Origin of the sequence: Vibrio sp. Scap24 (assembly GCF_013394185.1) — a bacterium.
Lineage (GTDB): Bacteria > Pseudomonadota > Gammaproteobacteria > Enterobacterales > Vibrionaceae > Vibrio > Vibrio pomeroyi.
The window spans coordinates 3,304,130-3,327,002 of sequence record NZ_CP041332.1 but is presented as its reverse complement, the minus strand read 5'-3'; the positions used below and the strand labels follow the sequence as shown (position 1 = coordinate 3,327,002).

Annotated in this window: 22 protein-coding genes and 1 pseudogene; 12 read left to right on the top strand and 11 right to left on the bottom strand. The window is 41.9% G+C overall.

Annotated features, from left to right (window positions below; all coding sequences use genetic code 11):
- The first annotated feature begins 42 nt into the window (after positions 1–42).
- Together FLM53_RS14815 and FLM53_RS24030 are read left to right on the top strand one after the other, a co-directional pair.
- Positions 43–1,101 carry a DUF1254 domain-containing protein gene (locus FLM53_RS14815; protein ID WP_176681457.1) on the top strand — a complete coding sequence of 353 codons (1,059 nt, stop codon included), beginning with the start codon at positions 43–45 and terminating at the stop codon, positions 1,099–1,101.
- Positions 1,102–1,260: 159 nt separating this feature from the next.
- Positions 1,261–1,335: pseudogene (locus tag FLM53_RS24030) on the top strand (integrase); the annotation flags it as partial.
- Positions 1,336–1,498: 163 nt separating this feature from the next.
- Here the strand turns inward: FLM53_RS24030 and FLM53_RS14810 are convergent.
- Positions 1,499–1,837 (bottom strand): cytosolic protein, encoded by a 339-nt coding sequence (locus FLM53_RS14810; protein ID WP_176681458.1) that lies wholly within the window; start codon positions 1,835–1,837, stop codon positions 1,499–1,501.
- Between the two features lie 338 nt (positions 1,838–2,175).
- Here FLM53_RS14810 and folK point away from each other — a divergent pair, with 338 nt between their 5' ends.
- From folK to folM, 4 genes are all read left to right on the top strand, one after another.
- Positions 2,176–2,673, top strand: a complete 498-nt coding sequence (folK, locus tag FLM53_RS14805) for a 2-amino-4-hydroxy-6-hydroxymethyldihydropteridine diphosphokinase (RefSeq protein ID WP_176681459.1) — start codon at positions 2,176–2,178, stop codon at positions 2,671–2,673.
- Positions 2,674–2,785: 112 nt separating this feature from the next.
- Positions 2,786–3,163 carry a dihydroneopterin triphosphate 2'-epimerase gene (gene folX, locus FLM53_RS14800; protein WP_017632787.1) on the top strand — a complete coding sequence of 126 codons (378 nt, stop codon included), beginning with the start codon at positions 2,786–2,788 and terminating at the stop codon, positions 3,161–3,163.
- 10 nt (positions 3,164–3,173) lie between these two features.
- Complete coding sequence (folE, locus tag FLM53_RS14795) at positions 3,174–3,812, top strand: GTP cyclohydrolase I FolE (RefSeq protein WP_102431301.1); 639 nt, start codon at positions 3,174–3,176, stop codon at positions 3,810–3,812.
- On the top strand, positions 3,809–4,525 hold the full coding sequence (folM, locus tag FLM53_RS14790; RefSeq protein ID WP_176681460.1) for a dihydromonapterin reductase: 717 nt from the start codon (positions 3,809–3,811) through the stop codon (positions 4,523–4,525). The genes folE and folM overlap by 4 nt, the downstream gene beginning before the upstream one ends.
- A gap of 111 nt (positions 4,526–4,636) precedes the next feature.
- Here folM and FLM53_RS14785 read toward each other — a convergent pair whose 3' ends face one another.
- From FLM53_RS14785 to FLM53_RS14760, 6 genes are all read right to left on the bottom strand, one after another.
- A complete protein-coding gene (locus FLM53_RS14785; RefSeq protein WP_176681461.1) occupies positions 4,637–4,978 on the bottom strand; it encodes a hypothetical protein in 342 nt (113 codons plus the stop codon).
- Between the two features lie 27 nt (positions 4,979–5,005).
- Complete coding sequence (locus FLM53_RS14780; protein ID WP_176681462.1) at positions 5,006–5,878, bottom strand: patatin-like phospholipase family protein; 873 nt, start codon at positions 5,876–5,878, stop codon at positions 5,006–5,008.
- A gap of 256 nt (positions 5,879–6,134) precedes the next feature.
- The gene (locus FLM53_RS14775) at positions 6,135–6,689 is read right to left on the bottom strand and encodes a hypothetical protein (RefSeq protein WP_176681463.1); all 555 of its coding nucleotides are present in this window, start codon (positions 6,687–6,689) and stop codon (positions 6,135–6,137) included.
- A 143-nt stretch (positions 6,690–6,832) separates the two neighbouring features.
- A complete protein-coding gene (locus tag FLM53_RS14770; RefSeq protein ID WP_176681966.1) occupies positions 6,833–7,348 on the bottom strand; it encodes an RNA polymerase sigma factor in 516 nt (171 codons plus the stop codon).
- 82 nt (positions 7,349–7,430) lie between these two features.
- The gene (locus tag FLM53_RS14765) at positions 7,431–7,679 is read right to left on the bottom strand and encodes a thioredoxin family protein (protein ID WP_176681464.1); all 249 of its coding nucleotides are present in this window, start codon (positions 7,677–7,679) and stop codon (positions 7,431–7,433) included.
- Positions 7,680–7,712: 33 nt separating this feature from the next.
- Positions 7,713–8,699, bottom strand: coding sequence for a permease (locus tag FLM53_RS14760; protein ID WP_176681465.1), 987 nt, complete (start codon positions 8,697–8,699; stop codon positions 7,713–7,715).
- A 395-nt stretch (positions 8,700–9,094) separates the two neighbouring features.
- Between FLM53_RS14760 and FLM53_RS14755 the strand changes: the two genes are divergently transcribed.
- The gene (locus FLM53_RS14755; protein ID WP_102314247.1) at positions 9,095–10,603 is read left to right on the top strand and encodes a DUF3360 domain-containing protein; all 1,509 of its coding nucleotides are present in this window, start codon (positions 9,095–9,097) and stop codon (positions 10,601–10,603) included.
- 424 nt (positions 10,604–11,027) lie between these two features.
- On the opposite strand, the gene FLM53_RS14750 is transcribed toward FLM53_RS14755, so the two are convergent.
- Entirely contained in the window at positions 11,028–12,386 is a 1,359-nt protein-coding gene (locus tag FLM53_RS14750; RefSeq protein WP_176681466.1) for a PLP-dependent aminotransferase family protein, read from the bottom strand.
- A 161-nt stretch (positions 12,387–12,547) separates the two neighbouring features.
- Between FLM53_RS14750 and FLM53_RS14745 the strand changes: the two genes are divergently transcribed.
- From FLM53_RS14745 to FLM53_RS14730, 4 genes are all read left to right on the top strand, one after another.
- Positions 12,548–13,156 (top strand): LysE family translocator, encoded by a 609-nt coding sequence (locus FLM53_RS14745; RefSeq protein ID WP_176681467.1) that lies wholly within the window; start codon positions 12,548–12,550, stop codon positions 13,154–13,156.
- Between the two features lie 306 nt (positions 13,157–13,462).
- Entirely contained in the window at positions 13,463–14,101 is a 639-nt protein-coding gene (locus FLM53_RS14740; RefSeq protein WP_176681468.1) for a DJ-1/PfpI family protein, read from the top strand.
- A 99-nt stretch (positions 14,102–14,200) separates the two neighbouring features.
- On the top strand, positions 14,201–14,665 hold the full coding sequence (locus tag FLM53_RS14735; protein ID WP_176681469.1) for a GNAT family N-acetyltransferase: 465 nt from the start codon (positions 14,201–14,203) through the stop codon (positions 14,663–14,665).
- A gap of 491 nt (positions 14,666–15,156) precedes the next feature.
- Positions 15,157–16,428 carry an MFS transporter gene (locus FLM53_RS14730; RefSeq protein WP_176681470.1) on the top strand — a complete coding sequence of 424 codons (1,272 nt, stop codon included), beginning with the start codon at positions 15,157–15,159 and terminating at the stop codon, positions 16,426–16,428.
- A gap of 408 nt (positions 16,429–16,836) precedes the next feature.
- On the opposite strand, the gene FLM53_RS14725 is transcribed toward FLM53_RS14730, so the two are convergent.
- Both FLM53_RS14725 and FLM53_RS14720 read right to left on the bottom strand, forming a co-directional pair.
- Positions 16,837–17,763, bottom strand: coding sequence for a hypothetical protein (locus tag FLM53_RS14725; protein ID WP_176681471.1), 927 nt, complete (start codon positions 17,761–17,763; stop codon positions 16,837–16,839).
- A 570-nt stretch (positions 17,764–18,333) separates the two neighbouring features.
- Positions 18,334–19,206 carry an alpha/beta fold hydrolase gene (locus FLM53_RS14720; RefSeq protein ID WP_176681472.1) on the bottom strand — a complete coding sequence of 291 codons (873 nt, stop codon included), beginning with the start codon at positions 19,204–19,206 and terminating at the stop codon, positions 18,334–18,336.
- Between the two features lie 336 nt (positions 19,207–19,542).
- On the opposite strand from FLM53_RS14720, the gene FLM53_RS14715 reads away from it, so the two are divergent.
- Entirely contained in the window at positions 19,543–22,158 is a 2,616-nt protein-coding gene (locus FLM53_RS14715; protein ID WP_176681473.1) for an ATP-binding protein, read from the top strand.
- 198 nt (positions 22,159–22,356) lie between these two features.
- On the opposite strand, the gene FLM53_RS14710 is transcribed toward FLM53_RS14715, so the two are convergent.
- Entirely contained in the window at positions 22,357–22,791 is a 435-nt protein-coding gene (locus FLM53_RS14710; RefSeq protein WP_176681474.1) for a hypothetical protein, read from the bottom strand.
- Between the last annotated feature and the right edge of the window lie 82 nt (positions 22,792–22,873).

Here is a 22,873-nt window from a genome sequence, read left to right as displayed (position 1 = left end):
GAGTGGATTAATTGTAAATCTTAAGAATACGTGGAGAAGGATATGATCGGTAAAAAAACACTTTTGTCGTTGCTAGTGGCATCAACAGCCCTAAGTAGCATCGTGGTCCATGCGCAAGATCAAGCCATCACCCCTGTCACAACAAGTAACTATGTCGAGGCCGAAGTCGATATTTCTTTTGCAAACATTTTTAAAACCGCTGGCGCAAACGAGTTTAGACATGATCGAAACCTAATTGATCTGGAGCAGCAGCCAGCAGTAACGATGAACCTTGATACCGTCTACTCATTTGGCATTTTTTATGTTCCTAAGGGAACGGTCATTTCAATGCCAGAATCGAAAGACAATCGTTATCAGTCTGCAATGATCTTACAAAGTGATCATTATATCGATCAGGTCTTCTATGGTGCTGGAAATCATGAGATTGAATCACAAACAGAATTTGCAGCTATCGTAATTCGCACCCAGATTGATGCCTCTGACCCAGCCGACATTAATTACGTCAATACCTTGCAAGATCAGATCAAAGTTTCTTTTCCTGAAGGTACAGAGGTTAAGGAATATGAGCCGCGTCATTGGGATATGAATAGCGTTGACTCAATCAGAGCAGAATATCAAGTTAAAGCAGCACAGTTACCTAACTTCAACGAAACATCAGGTGCTCACGGCACTCTTGACCCAGAAAAGCAAAAAATGGGAGTCTCGGTAGCATTAGGGCTTTTGCCACCTCAAGATGCTATGTATTTATACCGTGATTACAGCTTATCAAATGACATGTGTTATAGCGCTACCTATAATGAACCAGGGTTTAACGACTTAGGATTCTACTCATTTACAATGTACGGTTCAGATAAGTATTTACATCACGGTGCGTCTAACTTAAACGATCGTACGATTCAAAAAAATGAAGATGGAACGTTTACGCTCTATTTCGGTTCAAAGGAACTTTGCGGGGATGTAACCAATCGTCTAGATACCCCAACGAATAACTGGTATCTAGGTATGCGTGTATACCGTGCTAAAGCAGATGTAATCGATGGCAGTTATAAGCTTCCTATACCAACGGCTATTGACAATAAATATACGGAGACAAATCAGTAAATTTGGTCATCTGATTGGATGTTTGCATCACCGGTATTAATCCGTTGGATGCTAATTTGGCAGAATCATTAATTAGGTTCAGACCGAAGTGGACTTACTTGATCTACCAACGTGGCTGACGACCAAATTCTATGATGCTCCAAAATATAAGAGGGCTGACGGATTAAGACTAGATTGGAGATAGAAAACAACCCGATGCAACTAGTATTACTCAACCAAGCCATTGATGGTAAGTAAAGAGCTAGCGACTTGTGTACGATATATCCTCACAAACAGTGATTACAAAAAGGCCTCGCACACGCGAGGCCTTAGCTTTATCTACAAAGCAGTTTATCCATAACTAATTAACCTATTAGCCAATTAATCAATCCACCGCTCTAAAAATACTGAGTGATGTTTAGTCCATTCGAGTAATGAAGGTTTGCTCGTCATCCACGAATGCCACGTAGTCGCCGTGATAGATAAACACTCGGCCACGCCCTTCAACTAGACACGCTAGCTGTGGGTTCAAATCTTCTTCAAGATCTTTGCTTTGATAGGTGCCGGTATCGGTAATCACACCGCGGAGAGTCGGCAAAAATCCATAGCTAAGCTTAGCTTGATCAATCAGGCTCAATTCACTGGTAGTCGAGAAGTACGATGGAATTGGACCAGCATCTTCGATAAACATCGGTTTTAGTTCTTCAAAAGCTGTAATCACCAGCCAGTCTATGCCGTTAACGTGATGGATAAACATTGTTTATAAATACCTAGATTCTCGATAATTCTGATGCGGGGATTCTATCACCATCAAAGACAGAACGTTGTAGAAATTGAATTACCCAAGATGGTAATCCTGAGATATTTCGGGCATTCACCCGATCATCTTTAAACACGTTTTTGCCCTCAGCCCTCATCAGCTGAATTTTTACTCATGGTACTTTCTAGCTCCAAAGTGCCCTTATGCGGCCTCAAAGGCAGACAAGATTTACGGCAGAAACGTATTTTATTTTGTCTTCTTACTTTTAAGAGGACGCATAGCTGATCTTCATCGCGAGTTGGACGTATAGGTTCCTTAAACAAAAAGGAAATACTATGGCCAACGTCTATGTCAGCATCGGAAGCAACATTAACCGCGAACACCACGTCTCACAATCTCTCAAAGCACTGAATGACCACTTTGCTCCCCTGCACATTTCTAACTTCTACGATTGCGAGCCTGTTGGGTTTGAAGGAGATAACTTCCTCAACCTAGTCGTTGGTTTCGAATGTGATCTGCCTGTCGCAGAGCTAGTTAAGATTCTGCATCAAATCGAATCAGAGAACGATCGCAAGCGCCAGACCAAAGCCTACGCTTCACGCACTATGGATATCGACATCCTTCTTTATGGCAATCAAGTGGGTGTTATCGATGGTGTAGAGCTACCTAGAGGCGAAATCACCGAATACGCATTTGTACTCAGGCCGTTAGTTGATATCGCCGCGCAAGAACGCCACCCCACTTTAGACATTCCCTATCAGCAGCTATGGGAAAACTTCGATCAGCTGAGCCAGAAAACCGATCCTATCCCTTTCGAGCTTAGCCTCACTTAGCGCTTGCTCGGCTACAAAGGGACCGACTGAACTCTTAATCGACTGAGCTTTAATGATCTTTTCTTAAAACAAGCACGTAACTGACTTCACTTTCTAAGGAATGGACACTGTTATGAACCACAACGCCATTATCACCATTACAAACCTGAGACTAAGAACCTTCATCGGTTTCAACGAAGAAGAAAAGTCGAAGCAGCAAGATATCGTTATCAATGCAGAAATCCACTATCCCGCTAACAACCTTTGCCTTTCTGATGATGTAGACAACGCGCTCAACTACAAAAATATCTGCAAGAAGATCATTCAACACGTTGAATCAGGAAGGTTTCTGCTTTTGGAAAAGCTGACCAGCGACGTACTCGGCATCTGTATCGATCATCCATGGGTGAAATACGCTCAAGTGAGAATCGACAAGCCTCATGCGCTACGTTTTGCCGACTCTGTTTCGCTCACTCTGAGCTACGAAGCAGACAACGACAAGAATTCATAAGGAGAGAGTCATGCTGAACACAGAAGCCGAAAAAGTAAGAGAAGCTTTGCTCGCAAAAGGACTTGAAACCCCAATGACAGCGAGCGAAATGAACCCCGACCAAAAGTACAACCGCATCAAAGGACTCTTAACGGAAGTGGTCAGTACCCTTGGATTGGATTTAACCGATGACAGCCTTGCAGAAACACCTCATCGCATTGCGAAGATGTACGTACACGAGATCTTTTCAGGGCTCGATTACAACAACTTTCCAAAGATCAGCGTTATAGACAACAAAATGTCGGTTGATGAAATGGTGAAGGTATCGGATATCGACCTAACCTCGACGTGCGAACATCACTTCATCACCATCGATGGTTTAGCGGAAGTAGCCTACATCCCAGAAAACAAGATTCTTGGGTTATCCAAAATAAACCGTATTGTTCGATTCTTTGCTCAGCGCCCTCAGGTACAAGAACGTCTTACCCAACAGATCTTAGTTGCGATTCAAACTCTGGTTGAAACAGAAAATGTGGCCGTGACGATTAAAGCAACCCACTACTGCGTTAAATCCAGAGGCGTTATGGATGCAAACTCTGAGACCTCAACAACCGCGCTTGGTGGTATTTTTAAAACTAACCCTCAAACCAGAGCTGAGTTTTTACGATGAGTGAAACGATACTAATAACCGGCGTGGGAAAGCGACTCGGCTTCGCACTGGCGCAGCAACTTCTAGCGGATGGACACAACGTGGTTGGCACCTACCGCAGCGACTATCCTCAACTGCAATTGTTGCGCGACAGTGGCGCCGACTTGCAACAGGTCGACTTTTATCAACAAAGCAGCCTAGAGGAATTTCTTCATTACGTTAGCCAAGAATATAAGACACTCAGAGCGGTCATACACAACGCTTCGGATTGGAAGCCTGAGAACAAGAATAATCCAAGCGAAAATGCCTCACACATCATGCACCAGATGATGACGATACACGCTACTGTGCCTTATCTCGTCAACTTAACACTCAAAGACCAACTGATCTCTGGCGAGCAAACTTCAGACATCATCCACATCAGTGATTACGTTGCGGAAAAAGGCAGTAAAAAACACATCGCTTACGCCGCCAGTAAAGCTGCGCTCAACAACCTGACGCTGTCGTTCTCAGCAATGTTAGCTCCCAAAGTGAAAGTCAATACCATCTCTCCAGCCATGATTAAGTTCAATGATCATGACGATGAGGCATACAAAACCAAAGCGCTGCAAAAAGCTCTGATCCCCGCAGAAGCTGGCTTTGAGGAAATAGTAGATGGCATCAAGTTCGTGTTGGCTAGCCACTACATGACAGGAAGAACCTTGCACCTAGATGGCGGCAGGCATTTGAAGTGAAGCCCACATATTGTGGGCTTACTCAACATAGAAACATAAAAGACTAGCGACTGGTGTTACTTGGATACGGCTATAAGCTATAAATTACTGTTAACTAGAAACTGCTATAACTTAGAAACTACTATAAGAATAAGGAAGGCGTTTTTCTTCATCCCAGCCTAACAACTCAATATTGATCAATGACTTGCGCTTCTCATTACACAATGAAGCGATATTGATGATAGGCAGTTGGCTGCGAAACTGCGCAGTAAGTATGACCTTTTTATTTTCACTCAGGCTGTCTCGGCATTGCGCCAAAATCGCTTCAGTATCTAACTGGTGTGCGTTCTCGATAATCTGGATATCGGCGTTCTCTTGATAACCATTTATCAGCCAAGATACGGCAGGCGCGTCTACGCTGGTGAGTACGATGACATCTTTGCTTGTGACCAGATTTTTTAGTTCAGTTTCCATAAATACTCTCATTCAGCAGCAAATACATTAAAGACGATTGCCCAGCTTAGCCTGTGCCAAGTGGTAGCCTCTGTCTATCATCTCTTGTGAACGATCGAACTCTAAGGTGCCACAAGCATTGCGTGGAAGCTCAAGCGTAATATCGGCAGGGTAAGCGGCTAATTTTTGGCGAGCAATGGTCGATTGCATCGCATCAAACGCTTGGTTGGCAATGTCGTAAGCCGCAAAATTAAAGCTCATTTTGCTTTTTACACTGCTACCGAGATTATCGATAAAATGAACCACCTTCTCATGCAGATTACTCTCTTTTGTTGGTAGGGAAATAGGTGTCACTTCCTGCTTAACCATTTCAGGTTCACCCCCTAAGTTCACAGCCAGAGTAAAGTCTGTCTTATCTCCGAAGGTAGGCGCAATCGGTACGGGATTGAGTACTCCACCATCAATCAGCGCTTCGCCATTAATAACATGAGGCGTAAAGAACAATGGCAAAGAGATAGAGGCCCGAATAGCATCAAACAGAGAGCCTGACTGCAGCCAAACCTCTTTTTCATCGGCGACGTTGGCAGCAACTGCGGTATAAGGGATAGGCAGATCTTCAATTGAAGTCTCACCGATCAGCCCGCGCAGTGTGTCGATGATCTTATCGCCTTTGAACATGCCACTCGATTGCCATGAAAAGTCCAACAACATCGCCATATCACCTTGGTCAATACTGGTGACCCACTCTTCAAATTCATCCAACTTACCCGCCGCGTAGACACCGCCGATAAGCGCGCCAATTGAACAGCCAGAGATGGATTTTATCTCATAGCCATGCTCAATTAGCCAGCGGATGATTCCAACGTGAACCAAACCTCTTGCGCCACCACTACCCAGTACCAATGAGATCGTTTTTGCCATCGTACTCATCCTTTAATTCATTAGTTCTTTAGTTCTTTCAGCAAAATCATATCACTTCGTGTCACCGTAAGCAGTGTAATGCTTTGAAAATTGTCCAACCTGTACACTTAATTGTGTCAGTAGAAAAGCGCGTCATTCCAGCAAGCCTAAGCGCGACTAGGAATCTGGTTTCCACGAACGCTTGATATAAAAAAGGTCGCTCACTTGTAAGCGAGCGACCTTTCTGTGTTCGTTCTATTAGTTCTAGATTCGAGAGCTATAACACACGTAAGCACTCTTCTGGCGGCAAACTCAAGAGTGTATTGGCGAAGTTGATCTTCTCATCTCGCCATTTCAATGCCGCTTCTCTGCTGTCTTGCGAATGTCGGTCGGCTTCAAAGTAGCTTTGTCTTGGTAGCCCGTTTGCTGGCGTCATCACCATGGATTGTTCGTTCAAACGAATCGTAAATAGGAACTGACCACGCTGCCCGGTTTGCGCAGCTGGGTGGTGTAATGTGCTATCACAGCAATAGCGCTTATCACGTAATGCGCGGCATGTGTATTCAAAAACATCTTGAGCACCACGCCCAGGGAAAGCGGTATAAATACTAATGCCATCACGTTGCAAAGACTGGTCACCCGCCGCTAATTTAACCGCATACTGGATAATCCTAAAGCCGAGCACCACGCCGCCAATGCTGTTCAACCCACTGTATTGAATTGCTCCCTCTAGGCTGAGTCGAAGTTTGTCTTCGCCTTCATAGAGAAAGAGATCAGGCGATGCCCAATCACTCTTTGGAATAAGCAGTTGAGTAATATCCGTGTGTTCCATGTTGGTCTCCGAAACAATGAGTGTGTTTGAGACCACAACATAACGTAATGAGAATTATTATCAATAAATTTGAATCGGAAACGTTACTTCCTGAAGGATTTAAGGTTCAGGATTGAAACGGCTTAAAGCTCTACTTGAAAAGACTAAGGATCTGCTTGAAAGGACTTAAAACAACAGACGCCCGTTTGGTCTTGAGTCACCTTGCATTCACTCACCAAAATAGTTTTGAGTTCTATGCGGGCGCGACGTAAACGTGCCTTCACGGCTGGTAGGCTGAGCTGGTGTTTCTCTGCGTAGTCTTTTTGTGCCATGCCGTTGAGGTCACATTGCTCTATAACATCACGCTCTTGCTCGGTGAGTTTTACCAATACTTTTGGAAGGCAACGTTGAAGCTGAACCATCGCAGGGGAAATGTCTGTGGGCATCACAAACTCTTCGATGTCTACCGAGTGTATTTTCCGTCTTAGCTGGTCAACTAGGTGGTTTCTGGTCATCTTAAACAGCCATGATTTGCCGTCCTGCAATGTACAGAAACGCTCGCTGTTTCCCATGGCTTTCAGAAACACTTCTTGCATGATGTCTTCCGCTTCGTGCGGATTTTGGGTCTGTTTTAGTAGCCAGCCATAAAGGCTAGGTTCGGCATGATTCCACGCATCCATCAAACATTTCATTCTTGAATCTCGATTATCCGTCGCGCGTGCTCATTCAAAAAACGGCACGTGCGACGATCCTTCCTTTCCTTTACGCTACAACATCTTCTTTGAGTAAATCACGAACCAGATCAACAGATGGCACCGATCCCGTGTGTTTTAACTCACCATTAATCGCAACACCCGGTGTGCTCATAATGCCAGCTTTCATTATGGCTTCTAAACTGGTGACCTTTTCAATGTCGATTTGCTGCCCTAACTCTTGTGCGATCTCGGCAAACCGTTCTGCGGTGACGAGGCAGTTCTTACAACCTGAACCATAAACTTGAATGCTTTTCATATCAGACTCCTGTGAGCATGTGCTCTACTTTGATTAATAAAAGAAATTGAACAACCAACCCGTGATGGAGATCGCCACCAGCAAGTAACCCGCGATTACACCAAGCAACCGGTATTGCATGACTTGTTTGAGCATCATGAACTCTGGCAAGCTCACCGCGACCGCTCCCATACAAAACGCCAGCGTGGTGCCCAGTGGCATACCTTTGTCTATCAACGACGCCATGATTGGCACGATGCCCGTTGCGTTGGTGTAAATCGGAATGGCACTGAGTGTTGCGAGTGGCACCGTCCACCACTGGCCGTGTGCGAGGTTTTGCTCGAACCAATCCGCCGGAACAAAACCATGAATAAACGCTCCAATACCGACACCAACAAAGACCCAAATCCAAATGCGCTTGAAGATGGTACTGGTCTCGTTCACGGCAAACTCATGGCGCTGTTTAAAGGTCATAGAGGTTGATTCAACCGGCGTTTGAGGCAATTCATCTAACTCATTGGCTTTTTGATACGCGTCGGCGAGGAAAGGTTGTAACCAACGGTGGGCTTTAAAAGCATCTAAAACAAAGCCTGCAAAAATGCCAAGTGACATACCAATCACAACGTACATGATGGTGAATTTCAGCCCGAGGACACTGCCAAGCATGATGATCACCACCTCATTGATCAGAGGCGAGGTAATAAGAAATGCGATGGTTACACCAATAGGAATACGTGCCGAGACAAAACCCATGAACAGCGGAATAGAACTGCACGAGCAAAACGGTGTAATCGCACCAAATACAGAACCCAAGAAGTAACCTACACCACGGCGCTTGCCTTGTAGATATTGGCGAACTCTGTCCACACTCAAACTGGCTCTCAGTGCGGAGATAGCGTAAATCAACACGACCAATAAGACTAAGATCTTACTTGTGTCTTCAATAAAGAAATGAACGCCTGTTGCCATCGAAGTACTGGCTTCCAAGTTAAAAATGGAATATGTCAGCCAGTCGGAAAAGTAGGTAAAAACGTCCAACATAGTGGCACCCTCTAAACGATTTACTTCTAACACGTTTGAGGTCGCGAAAGGATGCACACTTTTCTAAATTAATTTTTGGTTTTGATTTTCAAGCTCGATTTCAGAACAGGTTAACGTGGCAGTTCGTTGTTGAAAGTGACTTTGTTGTTCCTGAGATTAAGAGCCTACAAATAAACAGACACATACAATCTACAGTGTCTAATACTCGTCGGCTTGCTCTACGACTAATGTCTAACCGACTGAGACTATTTGTTTTTTTGGGTTTGGTATAAGGTACTAACAACTAAATGTTAATGAATTTTTAATTATAAGTTGACACATTGTTTACGCCTTTGCGTGAGTCAATAACGTTTGTTGGAATAACACACCTTAGAGTGTGAACGAAAGGAATCAACATGAGCAGTACTTTAGAGTCCGTACATATACAAGCAGATAAGCCTCAAGCCAATGAGGATGAACTCACTTATGAACAACAACACAAACCAAGATCAGAATTTGATTCCCGCGAACAATATTTAGAACATGAATTACAAATCATGGCGCCTAAACGCTGGCGTCCCAATTTGCCGTTTAAAGATTATCGATTCGAGATAGAAGACACCATCCCAGCGATGGCCGCGACCATTGGTAAAGTTGTGATGGTGGGCGCGATTGCTGCCACCTTTGCGGGGGCTCTCGGATTAAATGAAGACTTCATTCTAGAAAACGTTCGTTATGAACTCCTCATCGCCTCTGTTTTCATTATTATTTTCTCTGGCTTCCTATTGCCGACCGCGAACCTCGCAGGTACACACGGCCCACTTATCCCCTTGATTCCTATTGTGGTTGCAGCAGGCGGACACCCTATGGCCTTTGGATTGCTGATTGGCGCTTTTGGCCTCATCTTAGCCATCAGTAAAGGTGGCAGCATGTTGGCCAACCTCACCAGTAAAGGCGTGTGTGGCGGCTTATTACTCTACCTCGGCTTTGTTGGAACCGCCTCTCAAGTTAAAAAGCTATTCGCTTGGGCTGAAGGAATCGGCATGAGCCATATCGCGTTTGTCGTGATCTTTTGCACCATTATCTTGTACGCGCTATTGGAACACTTCCGCAAACGTTGGTTAGCAGTACCTCTTAGTTGCTTACTGGGTGGTACGATTGCATTTGCCATGGGTGCGCCATTTGCTTTCCACACAGAGCCAGGCTTGCCTAACATGAACCCTATGTATTGGTGGGGAGAAGATACAGGTTGGATGCTAGGCCTACCGACGATTGAACATTTCATGGTGGTATTGCCGTTTGCAATTCTAGCCGTGGCAATGTGGTCGCCAGATTTCTTAGGACATCAAGTATTCCAAAAGATCAGCTACCCAGAACGTACCGAAAAAGTGCACATGAACATTGACGACACCATGACCACGGCTTCAATTCGTCAAACGTTCGGCTCTCTGCTCGGTGGTACTAACTTTACGTCTTCATGGGGTACTTATATCGTACCGGCGGCGATTGCTAAACGCCCTATTCCTGCTGGTGCATTGCTTACAGCTCTGTTCTGTATCATCGCCGCAGTTTGGGGTTACCCGATGGATCTCGCTATCTGGCAACCTGTACTTTGTGTTGCGCTGATTGTTGGGGTATTTGTTCCATTGCTAGAAGCTGGAATGGAAATGACACGTGAAGGGAAAACCACGCAGTCGGCAGCGATTGTTGTATTTTCTTCAGCACTGGTTAACCCTGCATTTGGTTGGGCTCTCACCATGCTGTTAGATAACTTAGGCTTAGTCGGTTGTAAAGAACGCAGCAGTGAACTGAGTAAAATGAGCCGTTGGGTATTGCCTGGCATTATGTTTATTGTGCTAAGTGGCGTAATGGCATTGGTTGGTCTTCTACCGGGGATTCCAGCGATTATCCCGAGTTTTCGTTAGGCTCGATTAATATTTAGTTTTAGTCGGAACACAAAAAGGCCTCGCAATCGCGAGGCCTTGTTTTCTATTACGGATTGAAACCACCCTACTTCACTAGTGTTAGTCCATTCAGGTAATAAAGGGTTGTTCGTCATCGACAAAAGCCACATAGTCACCGTCGTAGTGGTTCTGCGAATTAGCCACCACCTAGCAAATTTAATTAATAGCAATAAAAGCAATAGTTTATCAAACATCACCATAGGTCTTGGTTAACAAGATTTATGAACGTTCTCAATGACAAGTGGAAATTTCAACGAAAGAGCTCAAGTAGCCTTTCATGTATCTGAGCACTTTTTTCCTTTTTTAATCCAACCCACAGATCCTTACCTATCTCGCTTAGTAGTTGTTTAGTTAGGCCGTTAGTGAGTCACATTAACAATGAAATTTAAGTGGACCGTACGATTTGTTCTCTTATGACATCTAAAGCCGATTGCAATTGTTGGCGGCTTGATGGGCCAACCAGTGATATCCTCACAGCTTTCGGTGCGTCATACCGACCGACAGCAAACATATCTGCTTCTATCACTCTGACTCCCTGCTTTAGCAAAGCTTGGCTAAAATGATGTCCTGTCACCTGCTCAGGTAAGGGTAGCCACACATTGTAGCCAGGAACGCCGATTTGGACTTCGGGAAATACGGCCTTCCAGATCCTATGGCGGGCACTTAGTTCCATCGCGATCTCTTTGTCTACTGCTTGCATAGCTCCACTAGTTAGCCAACGACATACCAGGTCGATGATTAGAGGGCTTACATACATACAACTGGCTCTTAGCGCACGTTGTAATAAATCTTTGAAGAATATTGGTAGAATGATAAAGCCCAGCCGCAATCCACCCGCAAAGTATTTAGAAAAACTTCCCACGTATACGGTAATATCCGGAGCGATAGCTACTAAAGGACTCTTTCGATGAGGTGGTGGGCAGTATGGAGCATCGTCCTCAATAATTAGCACATTATAGCGACGGCATATCTCAATGACTTTCAGCCTTCGGTCATCTGTTAACTGAGCTCCAGTCGGATTTTGTATTCCTGGAGTAAGGTAAAGCAACTTGGGGCTATGCCTCTTACAATGCAAAGCCAGATCTTCAGGATCTAATCCATACACATCGACTTTTACTGGCACTAATTTTCGTTCGGATTGCTGACATGCATAGGTAAATTCGGGATAACACAGACCTTCGGTAAGGATGGTATCTTTAGGGCGGCTTAACGCTTGAATAATCAACGATATTCCGTGCTGCCCTCCATGTGTCCACACTAAACGCCGGGCATCAATATCGATCTGAAATTTGGTCATCAACCATTGTCGAAGAGTCTCGTTATGGCCATGAATGCCATCAGCGGAGTAGTAATCTAACACCGCTGTCTGCGCGATTTTCTCGTGAGATAATTCTTTCAACGCGTTTGCAAGAAATTTGGGTTGCGACAATAGCAAAGGCCTACAACGCGCTAGATTAATTCCTTTTTCTTCTGATACTGGATGATAAAAATGGCTCAGTTCAGTTTCTATGTTTCGAACATAAGTACCACTTCCTACTTTTGGCTCCGTTAACCCTCTTCGCTCGAGCTCCCTATAAGCTCTTGTCACCGTACCAACCGTCACATTCAACCGATAAGATAAAATACGTTGAGGGAGTAATTTAGTGTCCGGTTCGAGCTCTCCACTTTCTATCATCTCAGCAATCGCATTAGCCAGTGCCATAAATTTAGGCCCGGAACGACCGGTTAGATCAGGGACTAACATTGTATCTCTCCTAAAGGGGGCAATTAACTCTTGTACTGAGGATAAAGAAGGCCCGAATAAAAGGAAATTAAAGAATTGTCACCATGACGCATTAACTGTAGGTTTCTCTCACTTCTTACCTTTACTCTTGACTCGCTCGCATTAATTTAAGAGGAAAGGAAATGACAACATTCTGGGACTTAGTACCAACCATGAGTTTATTCGCGTTTGTTACGGCTATAACTCCGGGGCCGAATAACTTATTGCTTGCCAGCTCGGGAGCACAATTTGGTATCCGAAAATCATGGCGTCACCTGATTGGTATCCGTATTGGTATGATCGGATTAATATTACTTTGTGCGAGTGGTGTCGGTGTCGCTCTTCAAACCCATCCCAATTGGCACCTTGCAATAAAATACGTCGGTCTAGCTTACATGTTTTGGTTGATGATAAAGCTGATGTGTACCAACTCTTTTTCGGGTAGATCGTGCAGGAAACAGCCAATTAATGTCACTCAAGCTACGTTGTTGCAACTGGGGAATATGAAAGCTTGGATGGCATCAATTGCGTTGGTCACAAGCTATAGCCTACCCTCTAGCTATTGGTTATCTGTGGCATTGATTACACTCGTGTTTACGACATGCGGGCTTGTAGCGAATATAACTTGGGCCTGGGGCGGTCAAAAAGTCCGGATTTACCTAAATACCGCATTAAAACAACGTTTATTTCATATCAGCCTAGCAGCGGTAACGTTTGTATCATTGTTACCAGTGTTGAAAAATTCTATCTGAATAACAAGATTAGATTGTCGTACGTCTGAAATTATTGATTATCTAAATTCGAATTTACAGGCGTAACGCACTTTGGGGCAGAAGTATTTTAGGCAAATTATGCAGCAAACTCGTTCAAAGTCGTATTGGTTCTCGATTAAGTCATCGCTAAGACATTTAACTAGATAAGCAAGCAATGACTGAAGCTAACTGTAACGCATGTTATTTTAACTATGCGTTGATTTTATTGCTTAAGCTGGTCGAGTTGTTTACTTCTTAATCCCGAATTCTATGATTTATAATTTCAGCTAAAAGGATAAAAATATTATGTATAACGTTGGCGTTATCTTGTTCGATAATTTCACAGATATAGACTTCTTTCTCATGTATGACTTGCTTGGCAGAACCACTGATAGTTGGACTGTTAGTATACTAGGGACTAAATCTGAACATCATTCTCACCTTGGCATGAAAGTGAAAACAGATGGGCATATTTCAGAGGTGGTAAATCAAGATGTCGTTCTTATCACCAGTGGTAAACGTGGTGTGCCAGCCGCTATGAAAGATGTTGAGTTTATGTCGGCATTACGTCTTGATCCAAATAAGCAGCTAATTGGTTCTATTTGTGCGGGGTCATTCATTCTTCATGAACTTGGTTTACTGAAAGGTAAGAGGTTAACGACAAACCCAGATGCTAAGGCTGTGCTGCAAAGTATGGGAGGAAACGTTCAGGATCTACCACTCGTGATAGAAGGAAACGTAGCCACTGCCGGAGGTTGTCTTTCACTTATGTATCTCATTGGTTGGTTAGCAGAGCGATTATTTGACTCGGACAAACGAAAAATTATACAAAATCAATTAATTCCTGCTGGACAGCTAGAGCTTTTTGAAGAGCTAATTGTAAACACGATTCAAACAGCAGAGATGGAAAATTCGCATAACAAAGCTTTTGGGATTGATTCGTAACGCATGAAGTCTTAACCATGTGTTTTTTAGTGTGGTATGCAGTGACTTAAATATTGCGCTGCTGACCACTTAACAGGGTGTTAAATCTTTGAGGTAAAAATGGTACTTAGAGCATTTGAAAAGAAAGATTATGAGTTGCTTGTTGGCTGGATAGACTCGAAAAAGTTAAATTATCTTTGGGGGGGGCCAACGTTCGATTTTCCATTAGATTCCGAGCAAATTAGCCAGCACTGTTCACAAACTGAAGTGCTTCCGTTTATCTTTGTTGTTTCTGGGATAAATGCTGGTTATGTTGAACTTTTCAAAGTATCCGAGTCCCAATTTCGAATTTGTAGAGTATTTGTATCAAATGATTTTCGTGGTCAGGGGATTTCTAAGAAAATGCTAGGTCAATTACTTGAACTAGCGAAAGAAAAATACAGTGCTAGCGTATTATCGCTTGTAGTATTTAATAAAAATACAGTAGCTAAGAATTGCTACGAGTCCTTAGGTTTTGTTGTTACCTCATATGAAGTAGGTGTAAGCGAAGAATGGAGCCTTCTACATATGGAAAAAAGATTATAGCAGGTGTATAAGGTGGAATATCGTAGAGCAAGTGCTACATTCCACCTTAACTAATTTATGGTGCACATTCATTCTTTCGTTAATCTTAGAGCAATACCTTTTGTTTTTCGTAGGCCAAACACCTCCAATACTATATCTTTTTATTTCATGTATACGTCGACAAAAAATCATTTTTTCTTCTGAACTGAAAAATGGTGTTTCCTATGGAGATTAATAAATTTTTCATTATAATTTTCTGAAAAATCGGAAATATTAACAAATAATAATATTCAAATAAATCTACCTTTGTAATTGCAAGGGTGAAAAAAATAATTAATGAATACGTTTTCCAGATTTATTTCGTCAATGTTCTGATAAAAAAGTTGGCGTTAGGTGAGTGATATGTATATGAAAATTATAACCGCTACAAAAACAACCATCGATAAATTTATATTTTCTGAAAAGTTAATAGGGAATATTGTAGTGATCATTTTTGATGGTGTTATCGCGCTATGAATAAAGACTTTGTATTTTTCACCGCGAATAGCCTGTGTGTTCTGATCGCGTCTCGGTTGACTTTGTTTGCAACGTCTTGGTGGATGGTTGAAGATACGGGTAATGCTTCAGGCTTAGCTCAAATGATGGCGACGGCACTTCTGGTTGAAGTCGCATGTCGTTTTTTATTTGCAAATATAGGGGATGCCTTTAACAAGAAACATGTAGTCATGCTTACTTCTCTAGCTACAGGAATAGCTTCACTTGCCATCTTTGGACTGTTAGGGTCGGATACAAATTACATGTTGATATGGCCCCCAATTATTCTATTGTCAGTATGTAACTCTATACGTATGCCGGTGAATGCCAGCTTATTGCGTTTCATTGTGCCGGAGTCTTTTTTATCTCGTGCTATTTCTCTTAATCAAGCAGTAAATAATTTTGGTACTATGGTGGTGCCCATATTGTCTAGCGGAATGATCTCATTGCTAGGCGTAAAAATGGGATTAGCGATTTCAATTTTATCATCTGTATTATCAATAGCCTTTCTGAAATTTATCAACTATAAACTAGAGCCTATCGAAGTTAGAATTCAGTCTTTCATATCAATGCATCGTGAAAGTTGGGGCGATTTCCTAAAAATTAGGCTAGAGGTGACCTTCGCTGTAGTCTGTGCTTTGCTTAATGGCGTAATGTTCACTTTTTTTTCTGTGTTCGTGCCTTATTTTGCAAGTAATATGATGGAAGATGGCGCATGGATTATGGGAGCTCTTGATGGAGCCTTTTCAATTGGGCTGTTTGTATGCGCTTCATTTATTGTTGGAAAGACGAAGTACAAGGTGCCCCCACTTAAAAGAGCAATCATGGGGTTTGTTGGTATATCAATCACTTTTTCGATAGTTGCAACTATTGTTCTCTACCATAAGCAGATAGATAGTATTCCACTTGTCGTATTTTTGATGGCGATTCCTTTAGCTCTTGGTGGAGCTAGCTTATTTCTAATCAATAATGGTATTTCAATTGTCAGAGCCTATGCATCACCGAAGATTTCACTTTCTTCTATAATTGCTTTTTCTGCATCTGTTTCTGGTCTATTAATACCTGTTGGACTCCTCTTTGGCGGCCAAATTATTGACTCTTTGGGAATGGTGACGTTCTGCTTTGTGACGGCAGTAATTATGACGTTATCGACCATTATTCTTATTTTTAGTTCGCATGTTTCGGTTGTTGCAAAATTGGAAGAGTCGGAAATGGCCGACTTTTACACAAGAACATATCTGAAATCATGAGACTAACAGCAGGATCTATATTCAGATTTTATGTATGAACCCCATTTATACTAAGGGGGAATTATCGGCGTCGATGCTAATAAGCGACGTATACTCAGCCAAGGTAAATTTTAGGTGCTCTAACTGTAAAACTTGGTGATTTAATCACGACTGGGGTACTCATGATGCTTTATCTGTTCGCTTGTGAGCTACCTATATAGACCATCCAAGAGTTAAGTAGTATTCCCTGTACTTGACGATAGATGATGTGATGGTTCAAACAATTAAGCACAATTTAAAGAGATAAAACCTTAAGAGGCTTGTGCTAGTCCTAACTCGATACAAACCCAAAGGCCTCGCACACGCGAGGCCTTGTTTTACTGAGTTTCAACGAACGAGCAGAGAAGCCATTTACGATGGCAAACCAAATCAACTCGAGAGCCATTCATCCAGTACTTTGATGAATTTAGGGTTAATGAGATAACCGATGGAAGCGTGCGGATTGCTCTTTCCGTTACGAATATTGAGATTGTAGACTGGGTGGATGTCTTTCATTCCACCGGGTATCAGATCCAGTTTGAGCATATCCTTAAAGTCATTTCTAATTTTGCTGTCATGAGAGATAAAGTCATCTTCTGCCGATATGTTTATCCATTGCTGAATGTTTAAAGGGTACTTCTTCTCATCTTTCAAACGACTTCCTTTCAGCCTATCTTTTACGTTTTCATCGCCTAACGGTGACCCGAGCGTCAGCAATAAGTTGACCTTCTTGTCCGCACCATAGTCGTGTCTATACTCTCCGTAATGAGACAGCTTCCATAACACGTCATAGCTAATCATCGACCCGAGACTGTGCGATACAATCATCACATCATCTTGATTATCAAGCGCTTCCTTCAGTTCAACCATTAGCCTATGCCTGACATCGCTGCCAAAATAGGTATCTTCATTCCAATAATGTGCCATATCCGGCGCGACCTTCGTTATGAGTGTCTCAGCAACACCCAGCTTTCCAAATAGCGATGAAAAAGTATCGGCTAACGCCTCTTTCAGAAAACCAATTTTGGATACCTTGTTATACGTTGTTTTATTGAACTGGCTTGTCTTGTACTTTTTGAGCTCAGACAGCGCTTGCTGTCGACTTGCAGGGTCTTCCGTTGGTTTCTCTAACAATGTGTTTGATAGTTCACCGTAATAGACAAACCGTTTATCGACATCTTTAAAAGCTTGTAATGAACTTGAGGCTCCAAAATCTCGCTGCAAGCCATGTTCTATAGCCTCGTACCAAAGTGATTGAAGGGAATCTTTATCGGTTTTTTGAGCGCGACCATGAATGAATATAATTTTCTTAGCCATAGCAGGACGTCCTAAACACATAGTTAAAGTGATTATCAGTAGAAAGCACCCCTAGATTTGGTCAGCCCTTACCAAGAACAGCAGCGCTAATGACGTATCTAGAGGTGGTTGATAGAGCATTTATATAACTATGAGGCACAAGTTTAAGGACCATAAACGAGTGAACGATGCGATCATCACTCGCAAATTGAAATGAATGTAGCTAGCAAAACCTCAAACAAACAAAAAGGCCTCACACACGCGAGGCCTTAGTTTTATCTATAGAATGATTACATCCCCCCTTTATCAACTACAGCGCCCTACTTCACTGACTCCACCGCTTTCATCAACATTGTGTGAATGGTTCTGGTAAGCCAAAGCCTCCCCCTCTAGCTCCCCCTCGAATGGAGTGACCCGATCTCTTGAGATATAAGATTGAGGGGGAGAACATTCTTTGCCGTTGAACATATAGCAGCACATGCAGCGCTCGGTATTCAGTTCCTCCCCTTTCCATTACCAACAAGAGATTGGAGATGTAAACCAAGGGGAGGTTAGGAGGGGATTATCAGCCTACTCTTACGTGCAACCGCCCTACTTCACTGACTGCACCGATTTCATCAACGTTGCGTTGAACTGCTGTGGTTGCTCAAGCATTGGGAAGTGGCCTGAGTCTTCAATGTAGTAAATGCTGTAATCCTTAATGTGTATCTTGTTCGCTTCTGAATCCGTTGGCCATAGACGAGCGTTAACCAATATTACTGGCACATTCACGTTCTCATAGACGCGGTGAGCTTCGCCTGTCACATATTGGCCTAGGTAATGACGGAACTGGTTTATCGCGATAGTTGGCGGTGCTGATGCCATGTCTTGCGTTACCCAGTAAAGTAAATCCGCGTCTACGTCTTTTGGTAGCGAGTCTTTCACGAACATAGTAATGCCCGCTTGGAAATCTGCTTCAAATGGTTTGGTCATTGCGTCTAAGTCGCTTTGTGAAACCGCTAGGGCGACATTTTGCGATGTATCGACACCAATAATACCCTTCACTCTTTTCGGCATCAGTTTAGCGGCTTCTGCAATAACACCACCCGCCATGGAATGACCGACTAAGATGACGGATTCGAGTTGCTCTTTCTCGATGACGGCTTTGATGTCTTCAGCGAATGCCACCATGGTGTACTCTTCACGATTAAACGATGAGTTACCGTGCCCTGCTAAGTCCATAGTGATAACTTGGTACTGCTCTGAAAACTCACCCACTTGGTTGTGCCATAGCCTGCTGTCTAAGCTCCAACCGTGAATGAAGATCAGTACTGTATCCCCACTCCCACTTTTGCCATACGCAATTTGCTCACCATCGTGAGATATCGCAATACCGTACTTAACCGTTGAATCATGAGCCATGGCATTCATGCTACCAAGCGCCATGAATACCAAGAATGTGATGTTTAGAATTAAACGTTTCATAGTGTCTCTCTACTTACTTTGGAGGGAACACAGAAAGCGCCCCTCTCAATCAATATAGTCACTATAAAGTGTGAAGTTGTAGACGAGTCAATGATAGCTTGAAGAAAAGTATAAATAAGCTTGGATCTAAAATGATTCACCAGCTTTGGTTACACTGCTAGCTGTTTCGCTTAAAAGATTCGATAACATCAATCAATTATCGAGAATATTCCTAACTAACTCCTTGTGTATGAGCTAAAAAATCGATTGAGTTATCATAACAATAGAATCTTTTAATGGTTGATTTATATGTTACTAATTACAATGCTACTAGTTTATTAATTAGGACTCATACAAATGCAATCAAGCTTGTATCGCTTTAAAGAATTCATCCACAACTCTTATGAAGAGTTAAGTGAAGGTGAATTGAAATTTGCAAACCTTATTCTGAATAACTTTGAAGAAGTGGAAAAAATCGGCACAGCAGCAGGAAAAAGAGCAAAATATATATCTTCAATTTACGATAAAATAGCATGGCCTCCTGCGACCAAAGAAACAGCTTTTGAAGACAATCAAAACAACAATATCCAGAGACTCTCCTCTATAGATATCCAAGGATTTCGTGGTTTTGTGAACAATGAAACCTTCGACTTATCGAAAAAGTACAACTTCTTTTACGGACCTAACGGTACTGGCAAATCAAGTTTTTGCGAAGCTTTAGAGTTCTCTCTGACAGGGAAGATTAACGAAGCAGAGAGTAAAGGGTTTAAGATCAAACCGTATGTCAAAAACATGTACTGTAAATCCTCAGCAGTCACACTTAAAGTCATCAATCCTCAAGGGGACGTCGTAGATTTGACTGAACCAAAGAGTGGACACGAGTTTATGTTTATAGAACGAAACCGTATTGAGGGTTTTGCTCGTGTTTCCTCTTATACTGCATCAGCACAACAACAAAGATTGTCTCTATTGTTTGGCCTTGAAACATTCAACAATTTCTGTAATGGCTTTAGCGATTCGATAATCAATTATATCGACCTCAAAACTCCTGTCTTAGACAAGTATAAAGAAACAGTCCTCAAAATAGCACAAGCTCAACAAGCTATCAGCAGAAAAGAGCAAGAGCGACAAGAGCTTAATAACAAAAAAATTGGTCTGTTATCCGGTTACCCTATGTGTGAACTGGCATCAGACCTTATTGCGTACTTAAGCCCCGATAATGGCTTAATAAAAGAAAAACAGGACTCAATTTATAAATATAACAACATTAAGCTTCATAACGTTAAGCCTCTTGAGAGCCTACTTACTGAACTAAAAAATATTGATAATGACTTGTTAAACTATGAACGAACAAGAAACGACATTGAAAATAGTTCATCTAAAGTCGAATTCCTAAATTTGTACACCGCTATAAAAACCATCGCTTCATCCAAGGATACTGAGCACGATTGTTGCCCAGCTTGTGATACTCCTTTGCACCAAGTTAAAAACGACCCTTTCCTTAAATCCATAAAACAACTTGTTTTACTTAAAGATCTTTCTGAGAAACAATCACTAATGTTGTCTTTGCGAAAAAGAATAGAGTCAGCTTGCAATGTATCTAACCAGAAACTTTTAACTCACAATATACAGTCAACCATCGATTACGACCTTACAGCTACTGAGCAAGGGATTGTTTTTCAAAACACCCAAACCTCATTGAAAAATGCAAGATTATTGGTCCAGAAGAAAATAGAAGAGTTAGAAAATCAGAACCTTATAAATAAACCTTTGGTTGATAGTGTTTCAGCAATGACATTGGAGTTAAAAAAACTCAACCATGACTTAGGTGTTGCAAATCAATTATCAGCGTTATTTAAGCTTCACATAAAAGATATCAAAGATATTCGCGAGCAAATAGTTGTTATCGAAAAAGAAAAATCTATGTTAGAGAACAAACTACAACTTGAAGAAAAGCGTCTAGCAAAAAATAGTACCTTTATTGCAGATTACTGCACCTTTATTGGTAAGCTTAAAAAGTACAACTTAGAACTCCCGTCTGTTCTATCGGAATCTTTAAGTGAACGTGTACTGAAAATTTACAACTTAATTAATAACCACCCTTACGACCATGAAATACTTAAAAGTTTGTCTCTACCTAGAAATTCTAGTGAGAAGATAAATATAGAATTTTATGATGGGAACAAAGATGACGCCCTTCGAATTCTAAGCGAAGGGCATTTACGTTGCTTAGGGTTATCGATCTTATTGGCAAAAAACATACATGATGGGCACAACCTAATAGTTTTCGATGATGTGGTAAATGCCATTGACGATGAACACCGTTCAGGTGTTTTAGAAGCAATATTTTCCGACCCTGACTTAAGCCAAAAACAATTAGTAATCACTACACATGGTGAAGATTTCCTCAAACGATTAGAGAATCGAATCCCATCGAAGGATGTAAAGGTTAAGTTGAATCGTTATGACTTCAAACGCAACTTGGATCAGAGAACAATCTTAATAAGTTCTAATGATTTTCGACAATACATAGTTAAAGCTCAGTTAGCACTAATGGAAGGAAAAACCAAAGATGCACTGATGGAAAGTAGAAGAAGTTTAGAAGGTTTAACTAACGAACTATGGAAACATATTGGAAAACAAAGGCTAGACTCGAGTGTTTCAGTTCAGCTTCGCCAGCCCGGAGGCTCCCCTGATCTTTATGGAATTGTTTCTGGGTTGATAAAGTCACTAAAAGAATTTGAGAAAAAACCTGGATTCTTTGGATATGTTCCTATCAAACAAATCTTGATGGATATTCAGGGAATCAGCCAAAAGCACAATGTAACTTGGCAATTGTTAAATAAAGGTACGCACGAAGAAGATAGAAATGAAGAGTTTGATGAGCATCAAGCCGCTGCTCTACTGAAACAACTCGAAGCATTAGAATCTGAGATTTTGGATTACAAAAAGCCGACACCGGTAGTTTCTTAGCCAACAAGTATATTTATTGTAAATACAAATCGACTACAGAAGTCGAACTATTCTAGTTCGACTTTTTCTCACTAATCTCAGCCAAATAGACAAGTTGCTCAGTAAAAAGGGACCTCTTATATAAATTCCTGCAAGTCTAATAAAAATACACTTTATGGTTATTAACAAATAATTTCTCATTAACTAAGCATATAATATCTAAAGAGCTTCTATGTTGTTGCTATCCCAATACTTTGTGAATCCTTTGGCTGTAAACTTAATTTTCTTAAACTCCCCTCCCAAACTAGTCTCAATGGTCACAGAATTTCTATCTTTAAATTGCTGGACTATAAACTCTAGACCTTCATCGGTTTGAGGTCTGAAGTAAACTAAAGGAGGAGTTTGTTCCGTTTCACCAACACAAAAACCCGTCATTTTCACAGGTTGATTATTAAACTTATGAACTGAAGTCCCTTCAATCACATGCTGTCCTTCATTATTAAAATCTTTTGTTTTGTTATAATTACAAACTGGTCTCATTCCATCATTAATAATAAAGTAATTAAAGAACATTGTCAGATTTCCGCTACTATCTCGACTTATTTCGGCAACACTAACCTTACCAGATTCACTTTGCTCGTCAAAAGTAAACATTGTCACTCCCCCTTGACCAATAACTATCAGGTGCTTCAGTCCATGGTAATGAGGCAAAAACATTGAAACTAATGAACGAACA

Bases quoted from the DNA above. Each gene is read 5' to 3' on its own strand.
- FLM53_RS14815 (WP_176681457.1), top strand. From the start codon at position 43: ATGATCGGTAAAAAAACACTTTTGTCGTTGCTAGTGGCATCAACAGCC.
- FLM53_RS14810 (WP_176681458.1), bottom strand. From the start codon at position 1,837: ATGTTTATCCATCACGTTAACGGCATAGACTGGCTGGTGATTACAGCT.
- folK (WP_176681459.1), top strand. From the start codon at position 2,176: ATGGCCAACGTCTATGTCAGCATCGGAAGCAACATTAACCGCGAACAC.
- folX (WP_017632787.1), top strand. From the start codon at position 2,786: ATGAACCACAACGCCATTATCACCATTACAAACCTGAGACTAAGAACC.
- folE (WP_102431301.1), top strand. From the start codon at position 3,174: ATGCTGAACACAGAAGCCGAAAAAGTAAGAGAAGCTTTGCTCGCAAAA.
- folM (WP_176681460.1), top strand. From the start codon at position 3,809: ATGAGTGAAACGATACTAATAACCGGCGTGGGAAAGCGACTCGGCTTC.
- FLM53_RS14785 (WP_176681461.1), bottom strand. From the start codon at position 4,978: ATGGAAACTGAACTAAAAAATCTGGTCACAAGCAAAGATGTCATCGTA.
- FLM53_RS14780 (WP_176681462.1), bottom strand. From the start codon at position 5,878: ATGGCAAAAACGATCTCATTGGTACTGGGTAGTGGTGGCGCAAGAGGT.
- FLM53_RS14775 (WP_176681463.1), bottom strand. From the start codon at position 6,689: ATGGAACACACGGATATTACTCAACTGCTTATTCCAAAGAGTGATTGG.
- FLM53_RS14770 (WP_176681966.1), bottom strand. From the start codon at position 7,348: ATGGATGCGTGGAATCATGCCGAACCTAGCCTTTATGGCTGGCTACTA.
- FLM53_RS14765 (WP_176681464.1), bottom strand. From the start codon at position 7,679: ATGAAAAGCATTCAAGTTTATGGTTCAGGTTGTAAGAACTGCCTCGTC.
- FLM53_RS14760 (WP_176681465.1), bottom strand. From the start codon at position 8,699: ATGTTGGACGTTTTTACCTACTTTTCCGACTGGCTGACATATTCCATT.
- FLM53_RS14755 (WP_102314247.1), top strand. From the start codon at position 9,095: ATGAGCAGTACTTTAGAGTCCGTACATATACAAGCAGATAAGCCTCAA.
- FLM53_RS14750 (WP_176681466.1), bottom strand. From the start codon at position 12,386: ATGTTAGTCCCTGATCTAACCGGTCGTTCCGGGCCTAAATTTATGGCA.
- FLM53_RS14745 (WP_176681467.1), top strand. From the start codon at position 12,548: ATGACAACATTCTGGGACTTAGTACCAACCATGAGTTTATTCGCGTTT.
- FLM53_RS14740 (WP_176681468.1), top strand. From the start codon at position 13,463: ATGTATAACGTTGGCGTTATCTTGTTCGATAATTTCACAGATATAGAC.
- FLM53_RS14735 (WP_176681469.1), top strand. From the start codon at position 14,201: ATGGTACTTAGAGCATTTGAAAAGAAAGATTATGAGTTGCTTGTTGGC.
- FLM53_RS14730 (WP_176681470.1), top strand. From the start codon at position 15,157: ATGAATAAAGACTTTGTATTTTTCACCGCGAATAGCCTGTGTGTTCTG.
- FLM53_RS14725 (WP_176681471.1), bottom strand. From the start codon at position 17,763: ATGGCTAAGAAAATTATATTCATTCATGGTCGCGCTCAAAAAACCGAT.
- FLM53_RS14720 (WP_176681472.1), bottom strand. From the start codon at position 19,206: ATGAAACGTTTAATTCTAAACATCACATTCTTGGTATTCATGGCGCTT.
- FLM53_RS14715 (WP_176681473.1), top strand. From the start codon at position 19,543: ATGCAATCAAGCTTGTATCGCTTTAAAGAATTCATCCACAACTCTTAT.
- FLM53_RS14710 (WP_176681474.1), bottom strand. From the start codon at position 22,791: ATGTTTACTTTTGACGAGCAAAGTGAATCTGGTAAGGTTAGTGTTGCC.